The following is a 22,230-nucleotide window of genomic DNA, read 5'->3' as shown; positions in this document are numbered from 1 at the left end:
TTATAGCCAAAAGTTACTTTACGATTTAATGTATAAAGCTGTGGCAGAAACATTAGTGGAACTTTCTGCAGATAAAAACATCAGTAATTACACAACGGTAATTTTTAAGCAAATGAACTTCATCAATACCAAGCCATTTAGGAATTCTAAAATCAGTTTGCGCTTCAAGTTCAGCAACGTAGTCATTAAAGATGTTTCGTACAGTCTTTTCGTCAACGCCAATTTCCTCCGTAACACTGGTAAATGTTTTTCCAGACTGGTTTCTTGAATCCAATTTATTAGTCTATTAGTAACAGAACAATTGACATCCATATCTGGTAAATCTTCAAAAAATGTTTCATTACATTCCCTACATTTATATCGTTGGCGATTGACATAAATGCCGACCCGTTTTGCGTGCATTGGCAGGTCGAAAAATAGCTGTTGTTTCTTACCATGTTTATATAAGTTTGCAACGGTACCACATTTTGGACAATGAGAAGGAGATAAAGCAGTAGACTCAACTAAGAATCTATAATCATGTGCACTTTCCTTCATATCCAGAATCTTAAAGTTTGGTAGATTAATCATAATTAGTTATCAATTACTTTTCTCCAGTTTGGATAATATCCAAAGGTAAATACCAATTCCACCATAAGTGATGATAACACTTATAATCACCTGTGTTTACTCTTGCAATCGAGTAAGATTCAATAAATAATTGGGTAGCATTAAAAATCCCATGATAATAATTACTGTCCAAGATTTTGCCCATATAGAAACACCAATGATAATTATTGCAGCAATCACGCCGATAGTAAAACTTCATTAGTCTTGTAATATAATGTAAGAAATAAATTAAAATCTAAACAGGACGAATTCCACACAATAATCCGAATACCCAATTTTTCTTAACAAATAGATTTGCGTGTTCCCTTCCTTTGTGTCAAATCGCGGACCAACGAGCCTACCATCTAATTTTCCTGATCTGAATTACCTATTACCTATCTAAATTGCCTCATCCAGTAGTTTAGACACTGTATTTTTGTTCCTATCTATTTTATACTATTTGATAATTAACGGAATTTACCTTTTCTACAATAAAGTTTGACTGTTCGAGCCTCTTTACTAGATTTAAAGACAATTCCCCTTTGCCACTGGACTATTATTCTTTGTAACCGCCAATTATTTAGGCGTTTACATAAAAATGAACGAGGAGAGTGGAAAATGAAAAGGTACAAGCATGTCCTGTCCGTTTGTGTTCTGACCCTCTTGGCAATAGGAATGTACGTGGAAGGTTCTGTTTCTATCACCGCACAAGCCCAGATGAAAGCCCCACCCCCAGTTTTAATAGAAGGTTCCGTCTCGAATTCGATTGCAGGAAGTGGCGGCAATGGAAATGAGGAGACTCCTGGCGAATGGTACCGAGGAGAAACTCCAGATAACTTGATGGAAAATGCCCCTGTTTTGCTTTTTGTCCCCGGTTTAAATAATGTTGCTCAAATTTTTTGGGAAGACAATAATATGTATGATACTGCTTATCAGGCAGGATATCAGACGGCTTTTGTCCAGCTCCATGATGCTGGAGGCGAGTCGGCAGATATGTGGAATAATGGAGAATTGCTTGCATCAAAAATCAGGGAGATTTCCCTACATTTTAACGGGAAGCCAATCACTGTCGTTGCGTACAGTAAAGGTGGAGTGGATACGCATGCGGCAATTACGTATTATGGTGCAGGGCCGTACATGGAAAATGTAATTACGTTATCCAGTCCCCATCACGGTTCCGAGCTTGCTGATCTTGCATACAGCAGCGGGGCAGGCTGGCTTGCAGCGCTGATTGGTCTGCAAGGCGAGGGAACAGCCTCCATGCAGACCGCTTATATGGCGGATTTCCGTATGCAGACAGATGCCAATGCCAAAGCCTATCAGCATAATTATTTCACCCTTGGAGGTACGGGATGGGGGCCGGTTTTCTCCGCGAATTGGTTTGGTGGTGTCTACTTGTCCAGCTACGGGCCAAATGATGGGGTCGTAACGACCGCGAGCAGCAACTTACCAGGGGGACAAGAACTTCTGATAGGCGACTGGAATCACACCTCTATCCGTACCGGAGCTACATTCCCGGTATTCCAAAATTATCTAAGCGGAGAACATTTGACAGCAGCCCAGAGCAAATCACCAATCAGTGATCAGAAAAATATGCCTGCTCCCATAACAAACCGCTGGGTGGATGGAGGTCCTATTGTTGACAAGGCTGAGATTGAGCTAAACGTGGAGAAAAATGTTAAGAGTTTGACGCTGCAGTTTTTAACAGCAGAACCATTGACAGACGTAGAACTGGTTTCCCCGTACGGAAAAGTAGTGAACACGAAAGTAAAAGAGGTACCGATGACAGAGGGTATTTTTAAAGATGCAATCGGATATATTTTGGAAATTCCGGCACCAGAGGCAGGGGCATGGACCATAGCTGTCCAGTCTAATGCTGAAGAAAACGCCTATTTATTTGTTGCTGACTTCGAAAGCACACCACTAATTAAAGCAAACAAGGGATATGGTGTCATGCAGCAGGTGGAGCTTCAAGCGGATGCCAAACAAATTAATCTCGATAGTTTGGTAGTAGACTACCATATGATGGAAACACAAAACCCGGATAATCAGAAAAAATGGAAAGCAACTGGACGGAACGCACTCTCGCATAACCTAAATTTGGATAAGTATAAGAAAGGTAGCATCTATACGGTTACCATTATTATTGAAGGAAAGACTAAGGAAGGACATGCATTTAATCGGAGTGTGATTTATTCTTATTGATTGGATCATAGTCTATGAATCAGTAAAACGATAGGTTATATTTTGGAAAAAAAGAATCCACATTCTACTGGATTCTTTTTCTCGTTAACGTGGTAGATCACTTTCTCTAGGCCAACATCACCAAATACTTTTCAAAATTAATCCCTTCAAATTCAAAGACATCTTCCATGTAAGAATCGTGGATCACTTCGGTGAGGAATTTGACTGTAAGTTGTACAGCATTTTCCAAGTTTTCCCCGCGCATCATACTTCCCATAATGGCCGACGCAAATAAATCCCCTTTACCAGAGTAGCTCTTCTCGTTATATTCCATCGCTTGGTAAAACGCGCTGTTTCCCTCAAGATACATATTACCGATTGAGCGCTTACCGGCAATCAGGATAAGGTTACCAATCCTTTTCTTTTCCATTATTTTGGATCCTGTATAAATTCGACAAACTAACATCAACTAAAAAACTCCTTTCTAATGTCTACAAGCATTCTTACCTTACAGTGATGGAGGACTATCAGGAAGTGTCACTGAAAGAATCACATTAGCTGGAAGAAGTAATCGTTACAGAGGATACGACGCCTTTTTTAAAGATAATGATTATTACACGACTATAATCAATCGGATTACAAAGAATAGCCATGTTCCGACAGTAGTTACAATGGAGGAGGCAAAGATAAGTTGGCAAATGAAAAAGGCATTACCATCATCGGTGTCTTTATTATATATGACTATTCCATTAATATCTCAATCTCATCTAGATTATCCTCATACAAATCATCCAGCAGCTGATTTCCAAGCTCCGTATATTCTTCCGGGTTATCCTCAAGTTCCCCAATCATTTCACTGATATATGCCATAACATAATGACTCATTTCCTGCGTCCGCTCAAAATATTTCTCTGGCTCCATGTTGAATTTCTTTGCCTGTGCTTCCGCAAAATCACGCGTTCCATTGGCAATTTCCGTATCACTATCTTCTGCCGGATATACATCCTGCACATGAACAGTAGGCTCTTCTGATATATCTAACTGCATGGCTTTTGCTTCTTGCATTGCCAATTTTCCTTTGATTGTTCCCTCTAAATTATCGAGGATTTGGTCATCAGGATATAAAAAGCGCAACTCGCCAACTGTCAGCTCCTCTCCTCTGATAATCGCCGCTACATCTTTATCATCATATTTAGTAGCTTCCTTGCATCCTGCTAGCAAAATAAAACAACAAAGTAGTGTGAAACTGATTATTCTTCTCATGGTTTAGCTCCCTTTGCTCCATACTTCATTCATTTTGTATATTGTGCGTACAGTTTATTCGACTTATAACCGAAGAATAAATATAAGATGATTGTTATCGGGATGAAGCACCAAGCGAAACCGCGCATGAGTGCAAAGGGTGTTTCAAAAAGAAAAGCAAACCAAAATGCCGTTCCCGTTTTATCCCATAAACCTGGCGTGAAATAGAGCGCTTTCGGGTTAATAAACGCCTCAAAGTCGATAATATCCGTCACATAAAATATGGCTAACAAGGGGAAAAAACTATAAGCTGATTCGAGACTTATCCTCGCATATCTTTTATATCGTACAGCCTTTGATGCTTGATCGGAAAAAATATCATCTTCAGCGGTATCATCCATCTTTTGAAAGTATTGGAATCCAGAGCTCCTGGTACCAGCGAGATGTTTCCAGCCGCTGTCTTCAAACATGGTGCAATAATCAATATAGTCCTCTTTGTTCTTGAATACCCTGTAATCAATCTTAATCGTTGTCTTTTCAGGCTCCCCTCGCCTAAATTGATACCCGAAAGATACACGCTGTAAATGGTATCCATCACTTGCCATTTGCGCTAGCCACTTTTCTTCCTTTTCAAAATCGATGAAAAGCTTAAACCTATACATTTTCCATTCCTCGATTCTCATACTCTCGCAAAGCTAATGATTGTTCCGTAATATGGACAAGATGCTTCATACGTTCGCAATCCAATCGCAATACTTCAATCCCTTTTTCCGTAATGACATATGTTTTTCTTCGTTTGTCTGTACTTTTCATTGATTTAATTAATTCCTGTTTTAACAAATTTTCAATTGCCCCATACATTGTCCCCGCAGCAATTTTTACCGTCTGATTACTCAACTCCTCGACCTTTTGCATCATAATGTATCCATGAGCAGGTTCAAGTAACGATAATAAAATATAATACGTTGTTTCCGTTAAAGGTAAATACTTATTTAAATCCATTTCTTTTATCGCTCCAATATTTCGACTTAAACTATACAGCTTGATTATATAGTTTAAGTTTATACAGTTGGACTGTATAAGTCAATAAAAAGTAAACAATTGGTTTATATTTTTAACCAAACTAAAAGAGAGCTTCTTAATAAGATAAGCTCTCTATTAACCAAAAAACAGTGGGAAAACTCATCAACAGATGATGTTACCCACTGTTTTCCATACGTATTTATTCTCCCTGTTTTTGCAACGCATCTTGCTCCCTCTTCTTCACTAAATAATACGAATTAATCCAGGAAGCAATCGGAATGATCATCGCTATCCCAATACCAGCACTCAAGATAATGAGGAGCTCCGAGGTGAAGATTTTCGAATTGGCAATTTCACCAATCGAGTATTCCATGTCTTTCACCCATAATAACAACGCCAAATATCCACCAAAGAAGGCGAAAAACAATGTATTTGTATTCGATCCTAAAATATCCCTGCCAATCCGTATACCAGAAATGAATAAATCTTTCTTCGTAATGCCTGGATTTTGATCAAATATTTCCTGCATCGGTGAAGTAATGGAAATAGCGACATCCGTAATCGCACCGATTGTACTTACAATAATCATCGCTGCTGCTATCTTCACGAAATCCAGTCCGATATAGAGAGAGAATAACGTACTTAACTCCTCTACCTGCTCTTCACTAAACCCTTGGATCATTAATTTATCCGTCATGATATAGATGAGCAGTACTAGGAAAACAATCGTTATTACCGTAGACAAGAAAGCTGTCTTTGTCTTGCTATTTACTTCATTGATGTAAAACAGATTGATACAACTGATGATTGCACAGGCGATTAAAATCAAGATAATTGGGTTCATCGCAGGATCCAACAGGAAAAATACGGTAAGGATCAGAACCGCAAAGTTTAGAAACAACGAAATAAATGACCGTAACCCTTTTCTCCCGCCAATGAGCACCATTAGGATAAACAAAATGGCGGATAGTACCACTAATACATTCATACGCGTCCCCTCTTCCGGTTAACAAAAAAGATAGAGATATACAGACCGATTGGAATAGCCAAAACGATCCCTATACCGCCTGCGAGTGCCCTAGCTAATTCAAGCGACAGGTTCATTGAAAGGGTAAATCCCCACAAGGAAGCATTTTTCAAAAACAAGAGAAGCATAGGAATGGATCCACTTATATAGGCGAAAAATAAAATATTGGTCATCGTCCCCATGATATCTCTCCCAATATGCAGACCAGATTTTTTCAATGTCTTATTATCGATCGTATGATTATTCTCATACATTTCAAAAACAGACGACGACATCGTAATTGCAACATCCATAACAGCCCCAAGCGATCCGATTAATAATCCTGCCAAGAAAACTGGCTTGTACGGACGGCTGAGAAAATCAATTTCTTCATACCTTAGACCATTCTCACCTGTCAACCAAAGGACAGCGTACGTAATGAAAAATGAAATAAACGTTCCTAACAGTGTTGCAATAATCGCGGCATACGTCTTTTCATTAAAACCATTAATCAACAATAAAGACGTAATCGTAAATAAAACAACAGTGACGCCACAAATAATCAGTAAGCCAATATTGAAATTCTCTACATAAATATCCAGTGCGTAAGATAAAATTGCTGCATTAAGTATCAGACTAATAATGGAGAAGAATCCCTGCCTCTTTCCAATGAGGAGCAAGATAAAGATAAAAATCCAGACAATCGGGAGTATATGCTTATCCCGCTTTACATCTTGAATCGTACCTGTTAATTCTCCACCTTTTCCAGTATCTGCATCTATCCAGACAAATAATTCGTCGCCTTCTTTATACGCTTGATCAAAGGCTCCGGACGCCGAATATTCATTGATTAAATGGATGGAACGGTTCTTTTCTGCGCCATTTTTTAATTTTGCTTCAATGGATTGTGTAAATAAGCGATCCTCGTTTCCATAAGCATCAACTACGTCGTTAGATTCTTCCAAATGTGCTTCCATTACTTTAGCTATTGGTCGGTCGTAAAAGCAATAATTATTGTTCACAAATAGAAGCGATCCGATTAAAAGAACCGCCAGACTTATATAAAAAATAACTTGTTTATAGGTTATATTTTTCAGGTTCATTTAAGTCCCTCCAGAATGAAACTAAGTATATCAAATTCGCTTTATGGGTGGCAATGTTTCATTTAAAGAAAAAATGGAGGTTTCATATCTTGGGGACTCACTCGAGTCGTATGCTTTTAGATTTTTCATAACTATTGTTTGATCCCATTCTTGTATTACGTCTTATACTCTTTATGAATTTTCGCAAAAACTTCTGCAGCAAATTTTGTATTTCCCTGTATATAATCTGCATATCCTTCTTCCAATTCTGCTTCCATTTCTTTTACCGTTAAGCTTGATACATCAACTGGTTCCAGCCTCACATCGATATTTTCTCCCATTATCAATTCACTCCTTCTTTTATACACACGTTTTTCTCATGTATATAACAATTATTCCTAAATTCGTTACTTGAATCAAAGCACTCTTAATCGGGTTCTTATCTGTTCTCGTTCCAAAAAAACCCGATTATTAGCAATCAGGCTTTCTATTTATGGAAGATTGATTTGCCAAGAAACTCCAAACCGGTCATTAACCCAGCCAAATTTCCTGCTGAAACCATAATTATCAAGCGGCATCAACGCTTGTCCACCTTCCAGTAGCTCTTCATATAGGCTGGTAAGCTCCTCTTCTGTGTCACAATCAACGAAAATTGAGAATGATGGGGTAAAAGTAAATTGATGCTTGATATTGCTGTCAATGCACATGAACGTTTGCTCTTTTAAAGTGAAGGTTGCCTGCATGACCGTTCCTTCATCACCACCACCGGGTTCATTCGCCCCGTATCGGGTAATACTTGTAATTTCAGAATCCTTGATTAGTGATGTATAGAAATTCATCGCTTCTTCCGCCTTACCATCTTGAAACATGAGAAATGGTGTAACTTTCGTCATTCATAATCAACCCCTTGAAACTTTTTGTTGGCTTGGTCTAATTATTCCAAGAACACGTTCGGATATTCAACGGTTCCCGAAAACCGTTGGAGTGCCTTCTCCTTTAATTCAATAACCATAAACGCTTCATCTGGAACGTCAAAAGGGGCGTTTATTTCCAATTCAGATGCCTTCCTAAATCCGAATTTCGGATAGTATTCCGGATGACCCAAGACAATAACCGACTGATATTCAAGCTCTTTCGCTCGCTTCAAAGCTTCAAGAATTAATTGTCTTCCTATCCCTCTATTTTGATAATCGGGTAAGACAGAGACCGGCGCAAGAGCAAGGGATTCTATATTTTGTTCAGTATTTTTAATTTTTATTTTGGATAACAAAATATGCCCTACGATTTCTTCATTTGCATCTACGGCAACTAGCGATAACTCGGGAATAAGTGCATTGCTTTTTCTAATTCTTGAGACTAGCTTATGTTCCCTTTTATCACTATATTCTGCATCAACAAATGCACGCTGCACAACTTTCTCGGTTAATTCGTAATCCTTGGCATCTTCCTGCCTTATAGTAAAATTCATCATGTAACACTCCAATTTTCCAGCGTCAATTTAATTGAAAGCGATCAAGCAATACCCGCACTTCATCTGTTGTTTCCGTACCCATCAATTCATGCCTTAATTCACTCGAGCCACGGAACTCCCGAACATAAATTTTAAAGAAACGACGGAGCGGTTTGAAGGAACGCGGCTCGATTTCCGAATACTTATCAAAGAGATCGAGATGCAACCTTAGCAGATTGAGCAATTCCTCCGGGCTGTGATCTTTCTTTTCTTTTTCAAAAGCAAACGGATTCTTAAAAATTCCGCGCCCAATCATGACCCCATCCACACCATACCGTTCTACAAGCTCCAAGCCAGTTTGACGATCGGGAATATCACCATTGATGGTAAGCAGTGTATTTGGAGCAATTTCATTACGAAGTTTTTTAATCTCTGGAATCATCTCCCAGTGTGCATCCACCTTACTCATTTCTTTTCTAGTACGTAAGTGAATAGACAAGTTCACGATATCCTGCTCAAAGATATGTGTCAGCCAGTCACGCCACTCTTCAACTCTCGTATAACCAAGCCGTGTCTTCACACTAACGGGAAGGCCCCCTGCTTTCGCTGCTTGTATTACTTCGGCAGCAACTTCCGGATGACGAATCAAACCCGCTCCCTTTCCATTTGCTGCCACGTTCGGTACCGGACAACCCATGTTGATATCAATTCCGCGGAAGCCTGCTTCAGCCATGCCAATACTCATTTCGCGGAAGTGTTCCGGTTTATTCCCCCATATATGAGCGACAATCGGCTGTTCATCTTCCGTAAATGTCAAACGACCACGAACACTTTGCTTCCCCTCTGGGTGACAATAGCTTTCTGTGTTCGTAAACTCCGTGAAAAACACGTCAGGCCGTGCTGCTTCACTCACCACATGACGGAATACAACATCCGTCACATCTTCCATCGGTGCCAATATAAAAAACGGCTTCGGTAGTTCATGCCAAAAATTATCCATCGTATTAAAGTCCTTTCATCATCGGAGTCGAGAAAATAATTCCCTTGTCCGTAAAAAATCAAAAAATATCTTCATTACCTTTACACTTATACCACGTTTAAGCCTCTATTTTCAACTAGAGTAAACCGAGTTGTTTTAGACATTATTTGACTCTTGAATTAAACTATATATTAAGACTAAAATATTTTTGACGATCTGTTCATTGAACTGCAAACTATTTTCGGATCCTAAATGAAAAGGCAACTTCCATTGGAGTTGCTTTTTCATCTCTTAAAAGCTCTCACACTTCCTAATATGATAAAGTGAAACTCATTCAGTGGAGATTTCCTTACCCCCCACTGAATGTTAGTTGAACAGAATCAGGTATTTACGGACTGTATATCCCCACCTTAACATTTTGGCTCTCCCTCTTGTTTAGAGGTGGGGGTATTACAGACCGTTAATACGTGATAAACTAATAGAAATATATTTAAAATGGATGGAGTCAAAACAATGAATCCAATTCCTCATCAAACTAAACAAAATCGGCCAAGGATCCGGTTTAATTTGAAAGCAAAGATGATTATGCTAATCAGCATTTTGATTATCAGTATCTTTATTGTCTTTACCTTCTTTCTTCATGACTTTATTTCAAATACGACTGAGGATCAGGTTGGTAAGCGGGCACTCAGTGTTGCGAAGACGGTCGCAACTATTCCCGAACTAAGAGAGGCTTTTCAATCGGATAATCCTGCAGCGGTTATTCAAGAAATTGTGATGCCAATTCAAGACGTTACAGAAGCAGAATTTATTGTTATTGGCAACACAGAAAGCGTCCGCTACTTCCACCCCGATTCCGCGAAGATTGGCAAAAAAATGGTCGGTGAAGATAATGACCGGGCTTTATTACATGGAGAATCATACATATCGGAAGCAGAAGGATCACTAGGCGAATCCATTCGAGGAAAAACCCCTGTCTACTCTGAGGACGGTGAGATTATTGGAATTGTTTCGGTCGGATTTATGATTGATGACATTCGGGAAATTATCAAAAAGCAAAATTACGAGTTATGGCTTACGATTTCAATTATTATTTTACTCGGAATCATTGGAGCAATTCTGATTGCGACCTATATTAAAAAACTATTATTCAATCTGGAACCGGAAGAAATCTCAAACTTAATGATTGAAAAGGAAGCCATTTTACAATCGACACATGAAGGAATTATTGCTATCGATAATAAGGCTCGCATTACGATGATGAATACTTCCGCACTACATTTATTACAAGAACCGTTTACCGAGGATCATTATATCGGTAAATCTATTCAAGCTATTTTCCCCGAGTTCAATGTGCCAAGCTTGCTTAGAGACAACAAGTGCATGCACGACATCGAGGTCGTAATGGGTAAAAATGTGTTACTCGTGAACCAAACACCAATGTGTCAAAAAGACGCGAAAATCGGGACAGTACTAACATTCCGTGACAAGACGGAACTCGAAGGAGTTATTCATGAGTTATCAAGGGTGAAGCAATATGCCGATGCGCAAAGGGCACAAAACCATGAATTCTCCAATAAATTATATACGATTCTCGGCATGCTGCAGCTGAAGCAGTATGACGAAGCGATTGACTTTATAAAAAGAAATCGGGAGACAAGGGATAAATGAGATCAATTTTTAACCGATCACTTCACCGATCCGATTATCCATGCGATTTTACAAGGGAAATGGAATCAGGCGAATGAGCTTGGGGTGAAGTTGAGCGTTCATCCCGATAGTGAGCTATCCTATCGCTTTTCTGAAATAGAAAAGGATGTATTGTTAACCGTACTTGGTAATTTGATAGAGAACGCGATTGAAGCGGTAAAAAATGAGGCCCCAGAGAAGCGAAAGGTATCAGTATTTTTTACAGATATAGGTGAGGACATCCTAATAGAGGTAGAAGATTCTGGTCCAGGTATTAAAGCCTCACATATTCCAAAAGTTTTCGACCAGGGCTTCTCTACAAAAAATGGAACGAATCGCGGGATTGGTCTTGCTTTGTCCAATAAAGCAATCCAGCGGATCAACGGTGAAATCATCCTGGAAGATGGTGACATGGGTGGGGCTTGCTTCGTCATCATGATACCGAAAAGAGAGGAGTGACAAGGTGAAAGAGAACTATCAGGTTTTAATTGTTGAAGATGACTTTCGGATTGCAAATATTCATAAGCAATTTATCGAAAACACGGAAGGATTTATCGTTCGTGCTTCCGTCAAGACCGGCGAGGAAGCGTTAAACTTTCTCAAAGAGAGCAGCAATGTTCCCGATATTGTGCTACTAGATATTTACATCCCTGACGTAGAAGGTCTTGATTTGTTCTGGAAGATTCGTAGTACATATAGAGATACGGATATCATCATTGTCACCGCAGCTGATGAAGTGAACACGATCCAAGAAACGGTGCGGGGCGGGGTGTTTGACTACATTATAAAACCGGTAGATATGGATAGATTCGAGCGGACATTAAACAGATTTAAAGAAAGAAGAAGTTTTCTTGAATCTAAAGAAGTGCTAGTCCAGGATGAGATTGACACTTATATTTTACCTAAGTCCCTTCCTAAGCATAATAGCGAGAACTTACCTAAAGGGATTGATGCTATTACGTTAAATGAAATTACAACCTTACTAGAAACAGAACTTACAAGGGGAATTACTGCCGTCGAACTTAGTAAGCAAATCGGCATGAGCCGCTCCACCGCTCGCCGTTACTTAGAATACCTCGTTAGTATCAAGCAAATAGAAATGAGGTTGAAATATGGAACGGTCGGCCGCCCAGAGCGAAAATACTTCCTCCGTGAAACTTATGAACAAAATGAGTAATATATAAATTATTCTTTTTATGCAAGAAATATTTCTTTCCCTTTTTCCGTATGGTAAATTTTTAAAAAGCTAATCTTACGGAAAGCTACATTAATATGCGAGCGCTTACAGAATATAAGGGCAGCTTGCATATGGTCAGGGGGAGAAAAATATGAGTTTGAGTATCATTGGATTTTTAACTATTTTGATTATCGTATTATTATTAATTACCAACAAGGTAACACCTGTCGTAGCGATGGTACTTGTCCCATTAATCGCTGCTGTGATTGCAGGATTTGGCTTTGCTGAAATTGGTGACTTTTTCTCTAAGGGAATTCTAACCGTCATGAATGTTGCCATTATGTTTATTTTTGCGATTCTATTCTTTGGTGTGATGCAAGACGCGGGTTTATTCGATCCATTAATCCGTACCTTGATTAAATGGACAAAAGGAAACGTTATTACCGTGAGTGTCGGTACGGTCATTATCGCTGCAATCGCTCATCTCGATGGTGCTGGGGCATCCACATTTCTCATTACAATTCCTGCCCTGCTCCCATTGTATAAACATTTGAAGATGAATCCATATTTACTACTGCTGTTGATTGGCGGTAGCGCGAGTATTATGAACATGGTGCCCTGGGCAGGACCATTAGGACGAACCGCTTCGGTATTAAACGTTGATGTAACTGAATTGTGGCGTCCCTTAATTTTAATTCAGGCAATTGGAATCGTTTTAATGGTTATTCTTGCAGTATTTCTCGGTATAAGGGAACAACAAATAATCAGTAAAAAGTATGGCTTGGTAAGCGCAGAAGAAGCAGCGGCTGCAGTAGACAAAGTGAATGGGGATTCGGATCAGTCAAAAGTGGAAGGATCACTCGCACGACCAAAGTTAATCTGGGTTAATGCGATTCTTTTTCTATCTGTTATCGGTGTTCTTGTCTGGGGAATTATTCCAGCAGGATTCGCATTCATGATTGGGCTTAGTATTGCACTTCCGCTGAACTATCCAGATGTAAAACAGCAATCAGACCGGATAAAGGAACATGCACCTAGCGCCCTCACTATGGCAACGATTATCCTTGCTGCCGGGTCATTTCTTGGTATTTTAACAGAAACGGAAATGCTTAACGCGATTGCAGCTGATTTAGTAACAATCATTCCGGCATTCATCGCACCATATTTACATTTAATCATTGGTTTCTTCGGGGTGCCATTCGATTTATTATTAAGTACAGACGCCTATTATTTTGCGTTACTCCCTGTTGCTGACCAAATGGCTGTCGGGTTTGGCATTGATTCATTGTCTACAGCCTACGCCATGATAATTGGAAATATTGTCGGTACATTCGTCAGTCCCTTCTCGCCCGCACTTTGGCTTGCACTTGGACTCGCTGGACTCGAGATGGGGAAACACATCCGTTATTCCTTGTTCTGGATGTGGGGAATTAGTATTGTGTTGTTAATTGTTGCTGTGTTGGTTGGAGTTATTGCTATATAATACAGGTAAAGTTTAAAAACGAAGTCTCGCTTTAGGCAGACTTCGTTTTTTTTAATCCGTATCCTTATATATTCTTGTTAATGAGATATGCTGTACTTCATAATCTTTAGTTCGCATACTTCACTAATTTTTTTCAGTAACTAAATCACAACAAGCCTGTCATCTTCAGACCATGATAGATACCATCATCATCAACGGAGTGCGTAACATATTTTGCAGCTAACTTTATCACTTCTTCTGCATTTCCCATCGCAACACTATTTTCAATCGAACTTAACATTTCCAAATCGTTCAATCCGTCTCCAAAGGCGTATTGTCTTTCGCGCGGGATCCCAAGTTTTTCAACCATTTTTTTAATCCCTATAGCCTTCGATCCGCCCTTCGGAACGACGTCTACTGATACAGGATGCCATCTTACAAAATCAAAATCTTTAAATTCCCTTTCATACTGTTCTTCCTCTCCTTCTGCACAAAATAGCAGCGTTTGGTACAGCGCACGATCTTGATAATAATAAGGGTCATGCGTTGGGAATTGATTAATTTTTAAACTGGCAATACTTTCGTTAATATACGGATGTTCCGGGACATTCGCCCGCATATCTTCGTGATCCATATACACAACGGGATGATTATTGTGTAGGGCTTTCTCTGTAAAGTTTAACAGAGAAGACTTATTTAAAGGATTCGTATAGATCACTTCCCCCTCTAAAACGACGTATTGTCCGTTATAGCTCACATAAGAATGAATCCCCAACTCTTCCCGCAAATCAGCATACATAAATGGAGCCCTTCCTGTAGCAATCGCGACTACATGACCTTTTTCTTTTAATTGAAATATTGCTTCTTTTGCTGTGGCTGGCAACTCTTTGTGATGGTCAAGCAATGTCCCATCTATATCAAAGAAAATTACGCTTTGTTCAGTCACTCTCTCGTCCTCCTTTCACCTGTATTTAGAAATAAGAACACTCGTGACTTCAGTCATAAGAGGTTCAAACTGTCCCTCTTTTAATCAACTTCTTCTTAAACGACCACCTGCTAAAGCTGGTGGTCGTTTAAGCGTAAATTCAAAAGGTTTTCTAATCCCTGCTCATGGGATCTGTTCCCCATTCCGTATGGAAAACGCCTGCTTTATCGACACGTTTATACGTATGGGCACCAAAGTAATCCCGTTGTGCCTGAATCAATTCAGCTCCATTCCTTGGAGAACGATAGCCATCATAAAATGATAAAGAAGAACTTAGACACGGAATGGACAATCCGTTTTCCATCGCTTTCATGACAACCTTTCTTAATGCCCCCTCATAATTATTCGCCTTTTCCTGAAAATAAGGCGCCCGCAATATATTTTTCAATTCCGGATCGGCTTGAAATGCCTGACTTACTGACTCGAGGAATTCAGCCTGGATAATACAGCCTCCCCTGAAAATGAGTGCGATTTCGTCCAACTGCAAGTCCCATCCATAATGTTCAGCGGCTTGCTTGTATTGCATAAATCCTTGAGCATACGTACAGATTTTCCCCATGAATAATGCTTCTTTGACAAGATTGATCCAATAATCTTTATCCGAAATCTCCAATGCCATTTTCGGTCCAGCTAAATAGTTTGCCGCTTCCACACGTTCATCTTTTAAAGAAGAGAGATATCTCGCAAAAACCGACTCCGTAATAATCGAAGCAGGAACACCAATATCTAACGCATCTTTACTTGTCCACTTCCCAGTGCCTTTCTGTCCAGCCTTATCTAGTATAACATCGATAATTGGCTGAGATGTTTCCGGATCATCATAATTCAATATATTGCTCGTAATTTCTATTAGATAACTCTTCAATTCCCATTCATTCCACTCAGCAAATATATCTGCTATCTCTTTGACATCAAGACCGATGATTTTCCGCAGAATTTGGTAAGCTTCCGATATTAGCTGCATGTCGGCATATTCGATGCCATTATGGACCATTTTCACGTAATGGCCTGACCCTTCTGTCCCGATATAGGAGCAGCAAGGTTTACCATTGACCTTTGCAGCTATCTTTTCAAGGATCGGCGCCACTTTATCATATACATCCTTTTCACCGCTCGGCATCAGAGCAGGTCCATTCAATGCACCGGTCTCTCCGCCAGATACTCCAACACTCAGGAAATTGATACCTAATTTCTTCAATGAATGGAACCGTCTTGTTGAATCTTGAAAGTTGGCATTTCCACCATCCATAATAATATCGCCCTTATCAAGTAAAGGGACAATCGAGTTGATGACTGAATCTGTAATACTTCCTGCTGTCACCATCAGAAATATTTTCCTTGGTTTCTCCAATGAATCAATAAATTGTTCCAAATCTTTATATGCCGCCGCATTCTGATGAGGGAAATCCTCAATAAATCGCTTCGTCAAATCAGGAGTATAGTTGTAAAGCGCAACACGTTCATCATTATTCAGCATGTTTTTTGCGAGGCTTGATCCCATACTCCTAGACCAAATATACCGATTGAATGACGCAATATTTACAAGTCCTTTCATTATTTAAGTATTTTACACAAAGATACTTAATAGTAAAATGAAACCTAACCCGACTACCGAAATGATTGTTTCAAGCAAGGTCCAAGTTGAAAATGTCTCTTTCATCGTCAAACCAAAGAACTCCTTAAACATCCAGAATCCCGCATCGTTTACATGGGAAGCGATGACACTACCCGCTCCAGTTGCGAGAACCATCAGCGCAAGGTTGACATCAGACCCTTGCATCAAGGGGATGACCAATCCAGCTGTCGTCAATGCCGCGACTGTAGCTGAACCAAGTGCAATTCTTAAGATGGCTGCAATAAGCCAAGCTAATATGAGCGGAGATAAATTGCTGCCTGCAAAGATATCTGCTACTGCATCACCAACTCCGCCGTCAATCAATACTTGCTTAAATACTCCGCCACCCCCAATGATTAAGAGCATCATTCCAATGGAACGGATCGATTCTTCCGCAGAGGCCATAACCTGCTTCATCGGAATTTGCCGGGCAACCCCCATCGTATACACTGCAATCAGAACTGAAATCAACAGTGCTGTCGTCGGTTCACCAATCAAGTGGATAATATCGATAAACACGTTGCCTGGTATATTCCAAATGTCCTCCAATAACTGGACAATTGTGGCTAATGCCATTAAAATAACCGGGAATAAAGCTGTCGTAACACTTACACCGAAACCTGGAGTATCTTCCAGTTTGAATTCCTTAACCTCACCGACAGCCTTGATGTCGCCTGTTTTTTCAAAAGCTTCCGGGACTAACTTTCTTGCTACTCTAGTGAATAATGGACCTGCTATAATCGCAGTAGGAACCGCAATAATGAACCCATACACCAGCACCATACCAATATTTGCATCATACTGCTGAGCAATCACCGTCGGTCCTGGATGTGGCGGCAAGAACCCGTGAGTAACCGACAAGGCAGTGGCCATCGGTATTCCCAAGTAAAGAATGGAAACTCTTAACTGCTTTGCAATCTGATAGACAATAGGAATAAGTAACACAAGACCTACTTCAAAGAATAAAGCAATACCAATGATGAATGATGCAATCACTACAGCCCACTGGATATTCTTTTCGCCAAACCGATTGATCAAAGTCATCGCGATCCGCTGAGCACCCCCGGCATCTGCAACAAGCTTACCAAGAATAGCACCGAATCCAAAGATTAACGCGATGCTGCCAAGTGTTCCGCCCATCCCACTTTCAATCGAATCAACGATATCGCCGAGTGGCATACCTAAAGCAAGAGCCACCAAGAAGGAAACGATAACTAAAGAAATAAATGTGTTCAAGTTCAGTTTCATGATAAGGATCAGTAGGACAATAACTCCCAAAGCAACAATGAGCAACGGATACATATTTCCAGCTAAAGACATGTGATTCACTCCTAATATTTCTTATTTAAATGACCTTCGTCATTTTTTTGTGTATTCTTCTGGTACTCCGAAAGATTCTTGTATTCTTGTTCGAGAACTCTCGATATATTGATGAATATCGGAATAAGTTTACGATATACTTCTTCGTTAGCTGCGTTTGGTGTATGTTTATAAGTTGCACCAATCAGATCTTGGACAACATCAAAAGAGTTTATTTTCTTTTCAGCGTAAAGCCCCAATAAACATGCTCCAAGACAGGATGATTCATAACTTTCCGGAATGATTACCTCTTGATCAAATATGTCGGCCATCATCTGCCGCCATACTTTTGAACGGGAAAACCCGCCAGTTGCCTTAATGGAAGTGACCGGTGTATCCATAACTTCCGTCAAAGCTAAAAATACAGTGTATAGATTGAAAATAACTCCTTCCAAAGCAGCACGTATCATGTGTTCTTTCTTATGATTCAATGTCAGGCCAATAAAGGACCCCTTAACATCTGCACTCCATAGTGGCGCTCGTTCACCAGCTAAGAATGGATGGAACAGGAGCCCATTTGCACCTGGTTCAACACCATCAGCAATCCGAGTCAAGACATCGTATGCATCAATCCCCAATCGGTTGGCAGTCTCCACTTCACTTGCGGCAAGCTCATCGCGAATCCAGCGCAACACCATCCCGCCATTGTTGACTGGACCACCGATAACCCAATGATCCTCTGTCAAGGCATAACAGAAGATACGTCCTTTTGCATCTGTTTTCGGTTCTGGAATGACCGTTCTGATTGCTCCACTCGTGCCAATCGTGACAGCAACCTCTCCCTCACCGATAGCATTCACACCAATGTTTGACAGGACACCATCACTTGCACCGATACATAAGCGAGTTGACTCCGAAATTCCCATCTCTTTCGCTAATACCGGATGACAACCTGTAAAAATCTCTTGAGTCGAAACGAGACGCGATAGCTTGGATTCGTCTATACCAGCAACTGAAAGGGCACGTTCTTCCCATGTCAACGTTTTCAGGTTCATCATTCCCATAGCTGAGGCTATTGAATAGTCAACGACATATTCATCGAAGAATTTATGGAAAATGTATTCTTTGATTCCGATATATTTCTTCGTTTTACGTGCTATCTCTATTTTTTCATGTTCTATCCAGGCAATTTTACTGAGTGGAGACATTGGATGGATCGGTGTCCCTGTTTTTAAATAGATATCATGCCCATCATGTTCTTCCTTTATCTTCTCTGCCCATTCAGAACTTCTATTGTCTGCCCAAGTGATACAAGGTGTCAGCGGTCGATCATTTTCATCCATAGCAATAACGCTGTGCATCGCACTGCTGAACGAAATAAATGATAGTTTTTCCGGGTCTATCTTCGAGCGGCGCATGACATTTGCAATTGACAATACAACGGCTTGGAATATTTCCTCGGGATCTTGTTCTGCCGTTAAAATATCAGGGGTATGCAGTTTGTAACCATTATTTTCCTCAGCAATAATTTCTCCAGTCTCTCGAAATAAAACTGCTTTCGTGCTCGTTGTTCCAATATCAACACCAAGCATAAATCTATTTTCATCCATCATAATCTCTCGCTTTCTTCATCATTTCCGCATTCGTCCACAGTTCTTCCACCCGGTTCTGTACATCACCGAAATTACTGTAAAATGCTTTGTCCATCAGTTTGCTATCCTTCGTGGACAGCGCTTCAATAATAAGTTCATGATTTTCCAGTATCCGGTCGAAATCCTCATAATTAACCTTGCTCCTATACCTCATCGATAATAGGATGAGACATTCCATAACTGGTCTCAATTGATTCCAAACCATTAAAATTTGCTGGTGGTTAATTGATTTTATAATGATTTCATGAAACTCGATATCCTTAAAGGAAAATTCATCAACATCCCCGTATTTGATGGCAATCTTCATCATTTCCAGGACTTTCCTCAGTTCATTCAACAACGCGTCATTATGCGACACGAGCAACCGACCTGTGACAAACGTTTCAATCAAAAGTCTAATATCATAAATTTCCTCAATATCTTTTTCAGAGATGCCAATAACAATTGCTCCCATCTTTCCCAAACGAACAAGACCTTCCCTTTCCAATACTTTCAAAGCTTCTCTGACTGGGGAGCGACTTACCTGATATTCCTTAGCTATCTGATTTTCCGATAGAACGCTTTCTTTTGGGATATCTTGGGAAATAATCCGTATTCTCAATTCGGAAACAAGTCTTTCTCCCATCGAATTAGTCGATGATAATAAACGATCAGGATAAAGCCTTTTCATAGACATATATTTATCAGCTCCTTATTGGAAATCAACATACAAAATACATGAATACTTGTATACAAGTATAATCCTATCCTATCCTATCATATCACATATTGTTATGCAAAGAAAACGGATTCAACCTTTGTAAATGATGGCGTGAACTTGCAAAAAAACGCCGCTATGGATCGTAAAATAGTGCCGGGAGAGAGAATGGTCACAAAAAAAGTTCCAAGCATATTGCTTAGAACCCTGCCATCTCGGCCAAATCTTTAATATTTGCCATTTACTCACCCTACTTCATCAGTACTTACAACGAAAGATTAATTCTAGTATAAGTTATGAAATGCATTTCATGTCAATCTGTTACTACTATTTTGAACCTCTTATGACTGTAGTCACGAGTTTTCTTAGTTTAATTAAAAATAACCCTTGCCCTGAAAAGCGTTTCATAAGATAAGGTTTAATCAGAAGGAGATCTTTTAAGCTCCTTTGACAAAAGCTGATAGAATATCGGCGTGACATTCTTTTAGGCGTAACGGTGTATATCAGCTTTTATCCTATATACACATTTGCTGGCTGCCATTAATAGCAGGCAACCTATAGCGGAGTCTTTAATTAGACTTCGCTTTTTATTCTTTCAATAAAGTGAGACTTCAATCAGTGGGGATTTTTCTTCATCCCCCATTGATTGTTAGTTGAACGAATCGGCATGTTAGTCCGTTATCTCCCACCTAAATTTTCTCGACATGGACTTGAGGTTTTGAGGTGGGAGTTTTACGGATGATTACACCGGGATAAATATTTATCTAAATATGCGCTATAATAGATTACAAGACAACCATGCTGATCTACATAAGGAAGTGCAAAATAATGAAACCCAAAAAACATACCATAAAAGATAACTCTTTTTGGCTGATTACAATCAGCCTAGCGCTTGCTTCATTCTTTGTCTTCGCGAGCCTTTATGCGGTTCAGCCGCTCCTGCCTCTATTCGTTAGGGAGTTTAATGTGACGGTATCCGAGGCCACATTAACATTATCTTTGCCTGTTATCGGACTGATTATTGGACTGATTGTAATCGGATTTTTATCTGACAGATTAGGCAGGGTCGCTTTTATCAAGTATTCCTTAATCATAGCTGTCATCCCTTTTTTCTTCATCCCGCTGTTGGATGCCTTTTCACTTATCGTCATCCTACGATTCCTCCAAGGGTTTACGTTAGCCGGACTCCCAGCAGCTGCTTTAGCGTATATTAATGAGGAAATTGACCGGCCCCACATTGGAGTTGCCACAGCGTTATATATAGCAAGTAATGCACTCGGTGGGATGGTTGGGAGAGTGATGGCTGGTTATTTATCCGATCGCTTTTCCTGGGAGGTTGCTTTTTACAGTTTTGCTGGGTTAGGTCTGATTGTCGTGATACTAGTTTTCTTATTCTTACCTAAATCACGCTTTTTTCAACCTAGTGATCTCTCTTTCCGTAGAGATATTGAAGGAATGCTCGTACATTTTAAAAATCCGAAGCTGCTAACCGTTATTGGGATGGGGCTCATTTTGCAGCTTGCTTTCACTTCTGTGTGGACATTTTTACCATTCCACTTGGAAGCTGAGCCTTATTCTTTATCTGTAAAAACGATCTCCTATACATTTTTCGCCTACGGATTTGGTGTCTTCGGGGCACCGTTTGCTGGTTGGTTGGCTGGAATATTTGGTCTGAAGCGTGTACGGATAGCAGGAATATTGGTACTGTCCGCTGGAATATTCATTACGCTCAGTCCCCCACTACCACTCATCATTATCGGGTTATGTGTGATGTGTTTAGGTTTCTTCACCGCGCATTCGTTAACAGCAAGTACGGTTGCAGAACAGGCTACACACCATAAGGGAAGTGCTGCAAGTCTTTATTTAGTTGCTTATTATATTGGAGTCAGCATGGGGAGTACTGTAGTTGGACCGCTTTGGAACCTTGCTGGCTGGAATGCAGTTATCATTTTCGCTGGAATCTTGCCAACTGCATACTTAGGATTGGTTATGATCTATCAGAAGCGGGCTGAAAATAGAAGTATGGAAGGTTGATTGCAAAAAAAGAGATGGATTCGTATCCATCTCTTTTTTATTATTTAAAACTATCCGGGAAAACGT

The 22,230-nt window shown here is 40.0% G+C and carries 21 protein-coding genes and 1 pseudogene; 6 read left to right on the top strand and 16 right to left on the bottom strand.

Features of this window, described 5'->3' with window-relative positions:
* Positions 1 to 87 precede the first annotated feature (87 nt).
* Positions 88 to 570, bottom strand: a complete 483-nt coding sequence (locus SPD53_RS08275; RefSeq protein ID WP_156856547.1) for a transposase family protein — start codon at positions 568 to 570, stop codon at positions 88 to 90.
* A 636-nt stretch (positions 571 to 1,206) separates the two neighbouring features.
* Between SPD53_RS08275 and SPD53_RS08270 the strand changes: the two genes are divergently transcribed.
* Positions 1,207 to 2,793: an esterase/lipase family protein gene (locus SPD53_RS08270; protein ID WP_336252241.1), complete on the top strand. Its 1,587-nt coding sequence runs from the start codon at positions 1,207 to 1,209 to the stop codon at positions 2,791 to 2,793.
* Between the two features lie 106 nt (positions 2,794 to 2,899).
* Here the strand turns inward: SPD53_RS08270 and SPD53_RS08265 are convergent, their stop codons facing one another.
* From SPD53_RS08265 to SPD53_RS08220, 10 genes are all read right to left on the bottom strand, one after another.
* Positions 2,900 to 3,238 carry a bifunctional hydroxymethylpyrimidine kinase/phosphomethylpyrimidine kinase gene (locus tag SPD53_RS08265; protein WP_336252272.1) on the bottom strand — a complete coding sequence of 113 codons (339 nt, stop codon included), beginning with the start codon at positions 3,236 to 3,238 and terminating at the stop codon, positions 2,900 to 2,902.
* 275 nt (positions 3,239 to 3,513) lie between these two features.
* On the bottom strand, positions 3,514 to 4,035 hold the full coding sequence (locus SPD53_RS08260; protein WP_336252240.1) for a hypothetical protein: 522 nt from the start codon (positions 4,033 to 4,035) through the stop codon (positions 3,514 to 3,516).
* A gap of 29 nt (positions 4,036 to 4,064) precedes the next feature.
* Positions 4,065 to 4,676 carry a DUF2812 domain-containing protein gene (locus SPD53_RS08255; RefSeq protein ID WP_336252239.1) on the bottom strand — a complete coding sequence of 204 codons (612 nt, stop codon included), beginning with the start codon at positions 4,674 to 4,676 and terminating at the stop codon, positions 4,065 to 4,067.
* Positions 4,669 to 5,016, bottom strand: a complete 348-nt coding sequence (locus tag SPD53_RS08250; protein WP_336252238.1) for a PadR family transcriptional regulator — start codon at positions 5,014 to 5,016, stop codon at positions 4,669 to 4,671. The genes SPD53_RS08255 and SPD53_RS08250 overlap by 8 nt, the downstream gene beginning before the upstream one ends.
* A gap of 220 nt (positions 5,017 to 5,236) precedes the next feature.
* The gene (locus SPD53_RS08245) at positions 5,237 to 6,025 is read right to left on the bottom strand and encodes a YibE/F family protein (protein WP_336252237.1); all 789 of its coding nucleotides are present in this window, start codon (positions 6,023 to 6,025) and stop codon (positions 5,237 to 5,239) included.
* Positions 6,022 to 7,146, bottom strand: a complete 1,125-nt coding sequence (locus tag SPD53_RS08240) for a YibE/F family protein (protein WP_336252236.1) — start codon at positions 7,144 to 7,146, stop codon at positions 6,022 to 6,024. The genes SPD53_RS08245 and SPD53_RS08240 overlap by 4 nt, the downstream gene beginning before the upstream one ends.
* A gap of 155 nt (positions 7,147 to 7,301) precedes the next feature.
* Positions 7,302 to 7,466 (bottom strand): hypothetical protein, encoded by a 165-nt coding sequence (locus tag SPD53_RS08235; RefSeq protein ID WP_336252235.1) that lies wholly within the window; start codon positions 7,464 to 7,466, stop codon positions 7,302 to 7,304.
* Positions 7,467 to 7,616: 150 nt separating this feature from the next.
* Positions 7,617 to 8,018 (bottom strand): VOC family protein, encoded by a 402-nt coding sequence (locus tag SPD53_RS08230; protein WP_336252234.1) that lies wholly within the window; start codon positions 8,016 to 8,018, stop codon positions 7,617 to 7,619.
* A 41-nt stretch (positions 8,019 to 8,059) separates the two neighbouring features.
* Positions 8,060 to 8,593 carry a GNAT family N-acetyltransferase gene (locus tag SPD53_RS08225; RefSeq protein ID WP_336252233.1) on the bottom strand — a complete coding sequence of 178 codons (534 nt, stop codon included), beginning with the start codon at positions 8,591 to 8,593 and terminating at the stop codon, positions 8,060 to 8,062.
* Positions 8,594 to 8,618: 25 nt separating this feature from the next.
* Positions 8,619 to 9,575 carry a tRNA dihydrouridine synthase gene (locus SPD53_RS08220; protein ID WP_336252232.1) on the bottom strand — a complete coding sequence of 319 codons (957 nt, stop codon included), beginning with the start codon at positions 9,573 to 9,575 and terminating at the stop codon, positions 8,619 to 8,621.
* A gap of 492 nt (positions 9,576 to 10,067) precedes the next feature.
* On the opposite strand from SPD53_RS08220, the gene SPD53_RS08215 reads away from it, so the two are divergent.
* The 4 genes from SPD53_RS08215 (at position 10,068) to SPD53_RS08200 (ending at position 13,903) form a co-directional block, all read left to right on the top strand.
* The gene (locus SPD53_RS08215; RefSeq protein WP_336252231.1) at positions 10,068 to 11,225 is read left to right on the top strand and encodes a sensor histidine kinase; all 1,158 of its coding nucleotides are present in this window, start codon (positions 10,068 to 10,070) and stop codon (positions 11,223 to 11,225) included.
* A gap of 84 nt (positions 11,226 to 11,309) precedes the next feature.
* Positions 11,310 to 11,702, top strand: coding sequence for a sensor histidine kinase (locus SPD53_RS08210; RefSeq protein WP_336252230.1), 393 nt, complete (start codon positions 11,310 to 11,312; stop codon positions 11,700 to 11,702).
* 4 nt (positions 11,703 to 11,706) lie between these two features.
* Complete coding sequence (locus SPD53_RS08205; RefSeq protein WP_336252229.1) at positions 11,707 to 12,420, top strand: response regulator; 714 nt, start codon at positions 11,707 to 11,709, stop codon at positions 12,418 to 12,420.
* Between the two features lie 151 nt (positions 12,421 to 12,571).
* The gene (locus SPD53_RS08200) at positions 12,572 to 13,903 is read left to right on the top strand and encodes a CitMHS family transporter (RefSeq protein ID WP_336252228.1); all 1,332 of its coding nucleotides are present in this window, start codon (positions 12,572 to 12,574) and stop codon (positions 13,901 to 13,903) included.
* Between the two features lie 145 nt (positions 13,904 to 14,048).
* On the opposite strand, the gene SPD53_RS08195 is transcribed toward SPD53_RS08200, so the two are convergent.
* From SPD53_RS08195 to SPD53_RS08175, 5 genes and pseudogenes are all read right to left on the bottom strand, one after another.
* Positions 14,049 to 14,828, bottom strand: coding sequence for a Cof-type HAD-IIB family hydrolase (locus SPD53_RS08195; RefSeq protein WP_156856558.1), 780 nt, complete (start codon positions 14,826 to 14,828; stop codon positions 14,049 to 14,051).
* A gap of 151 nt (positions 14,829 to 14,979) precedes the next feature.
* Positions 14,980 to 16,403, bottom strand: a pseudogene (gene gnd / locus SPD53_RS08190) (decarboxylating NADP(+)-dependent phosphogluconate dehydrogenase).
* Positions 16,404 to 16,434: 31 nt separating this feature from the next.
* Positions 16,435 to 17,784 carry a GntP family permease gene (locus SPD53_RS08185; RefSeq protein ID WP_336252271.1) on the bottom strand — a complete coding sequence of 450 codons (1,350 nt, stop codon included), beginning with the start codon at positions 17,782 to 17,784 and terminating at the stop codon, positions 16,435 to 16,437.
* Positions 17,785 to 17,813: 29 nt separating this feature from the next.
* Positions 17,814 to 19,391, bottom strand: a complete 1,578-nt coding sequence (gntK, locus tag SPD53_RS08180; protein WP_336252227.1) for a gluconokinase — start codon at positions 19,389 to 19,391, stop codon at positions 17,814 to 17,816.
* On the bottom strand, positions 19,384 to 20,109 hold the full coding sequence (locus tag SPD53_RS08175; RefSeq protein ID WP_336252226.1) for a GntR family transcriptional regulator: 726 nt from the start codon (positions 20,107 to 20,109) through the stop codon (positions 19,384 to 19,386). The genes gntK and SPD53_RS08175 overlap by 8 nt, the downstream gene beginning before the upstream one ends.
* A gap of 849 nt (positions 20,110 to 20,958) precedes the next feature.
* On the opposite strand from SPD53_RS08175, the gene SPD53_RS08170 reads away from it, so the two are divergent.
* A complete protein-coding gene (locus SPD53_RS08170; protein WP_336252225.1) occupies positions 20,959 to 22,164 on the top strand; it encodes an MFS transporter in 1,206 nt (401 codons plus the stop codon).
* Positions 22,165 to 22,230 lie beyond the last annotated feature (66 nt).

The sequence above is a fragment of the Oceanobacillus sp. MO10714A genome (assembly GCF_037072045.1).
GTDB lineage: Bacteria > Bacillota > Bacilli > Bacillales > Amphibacillaceae > Oceanobacillus > Oceanobacillus indicireducens.
This window is presented reverse-complemented; position numbering and strand designations above follow the sequence as displayed.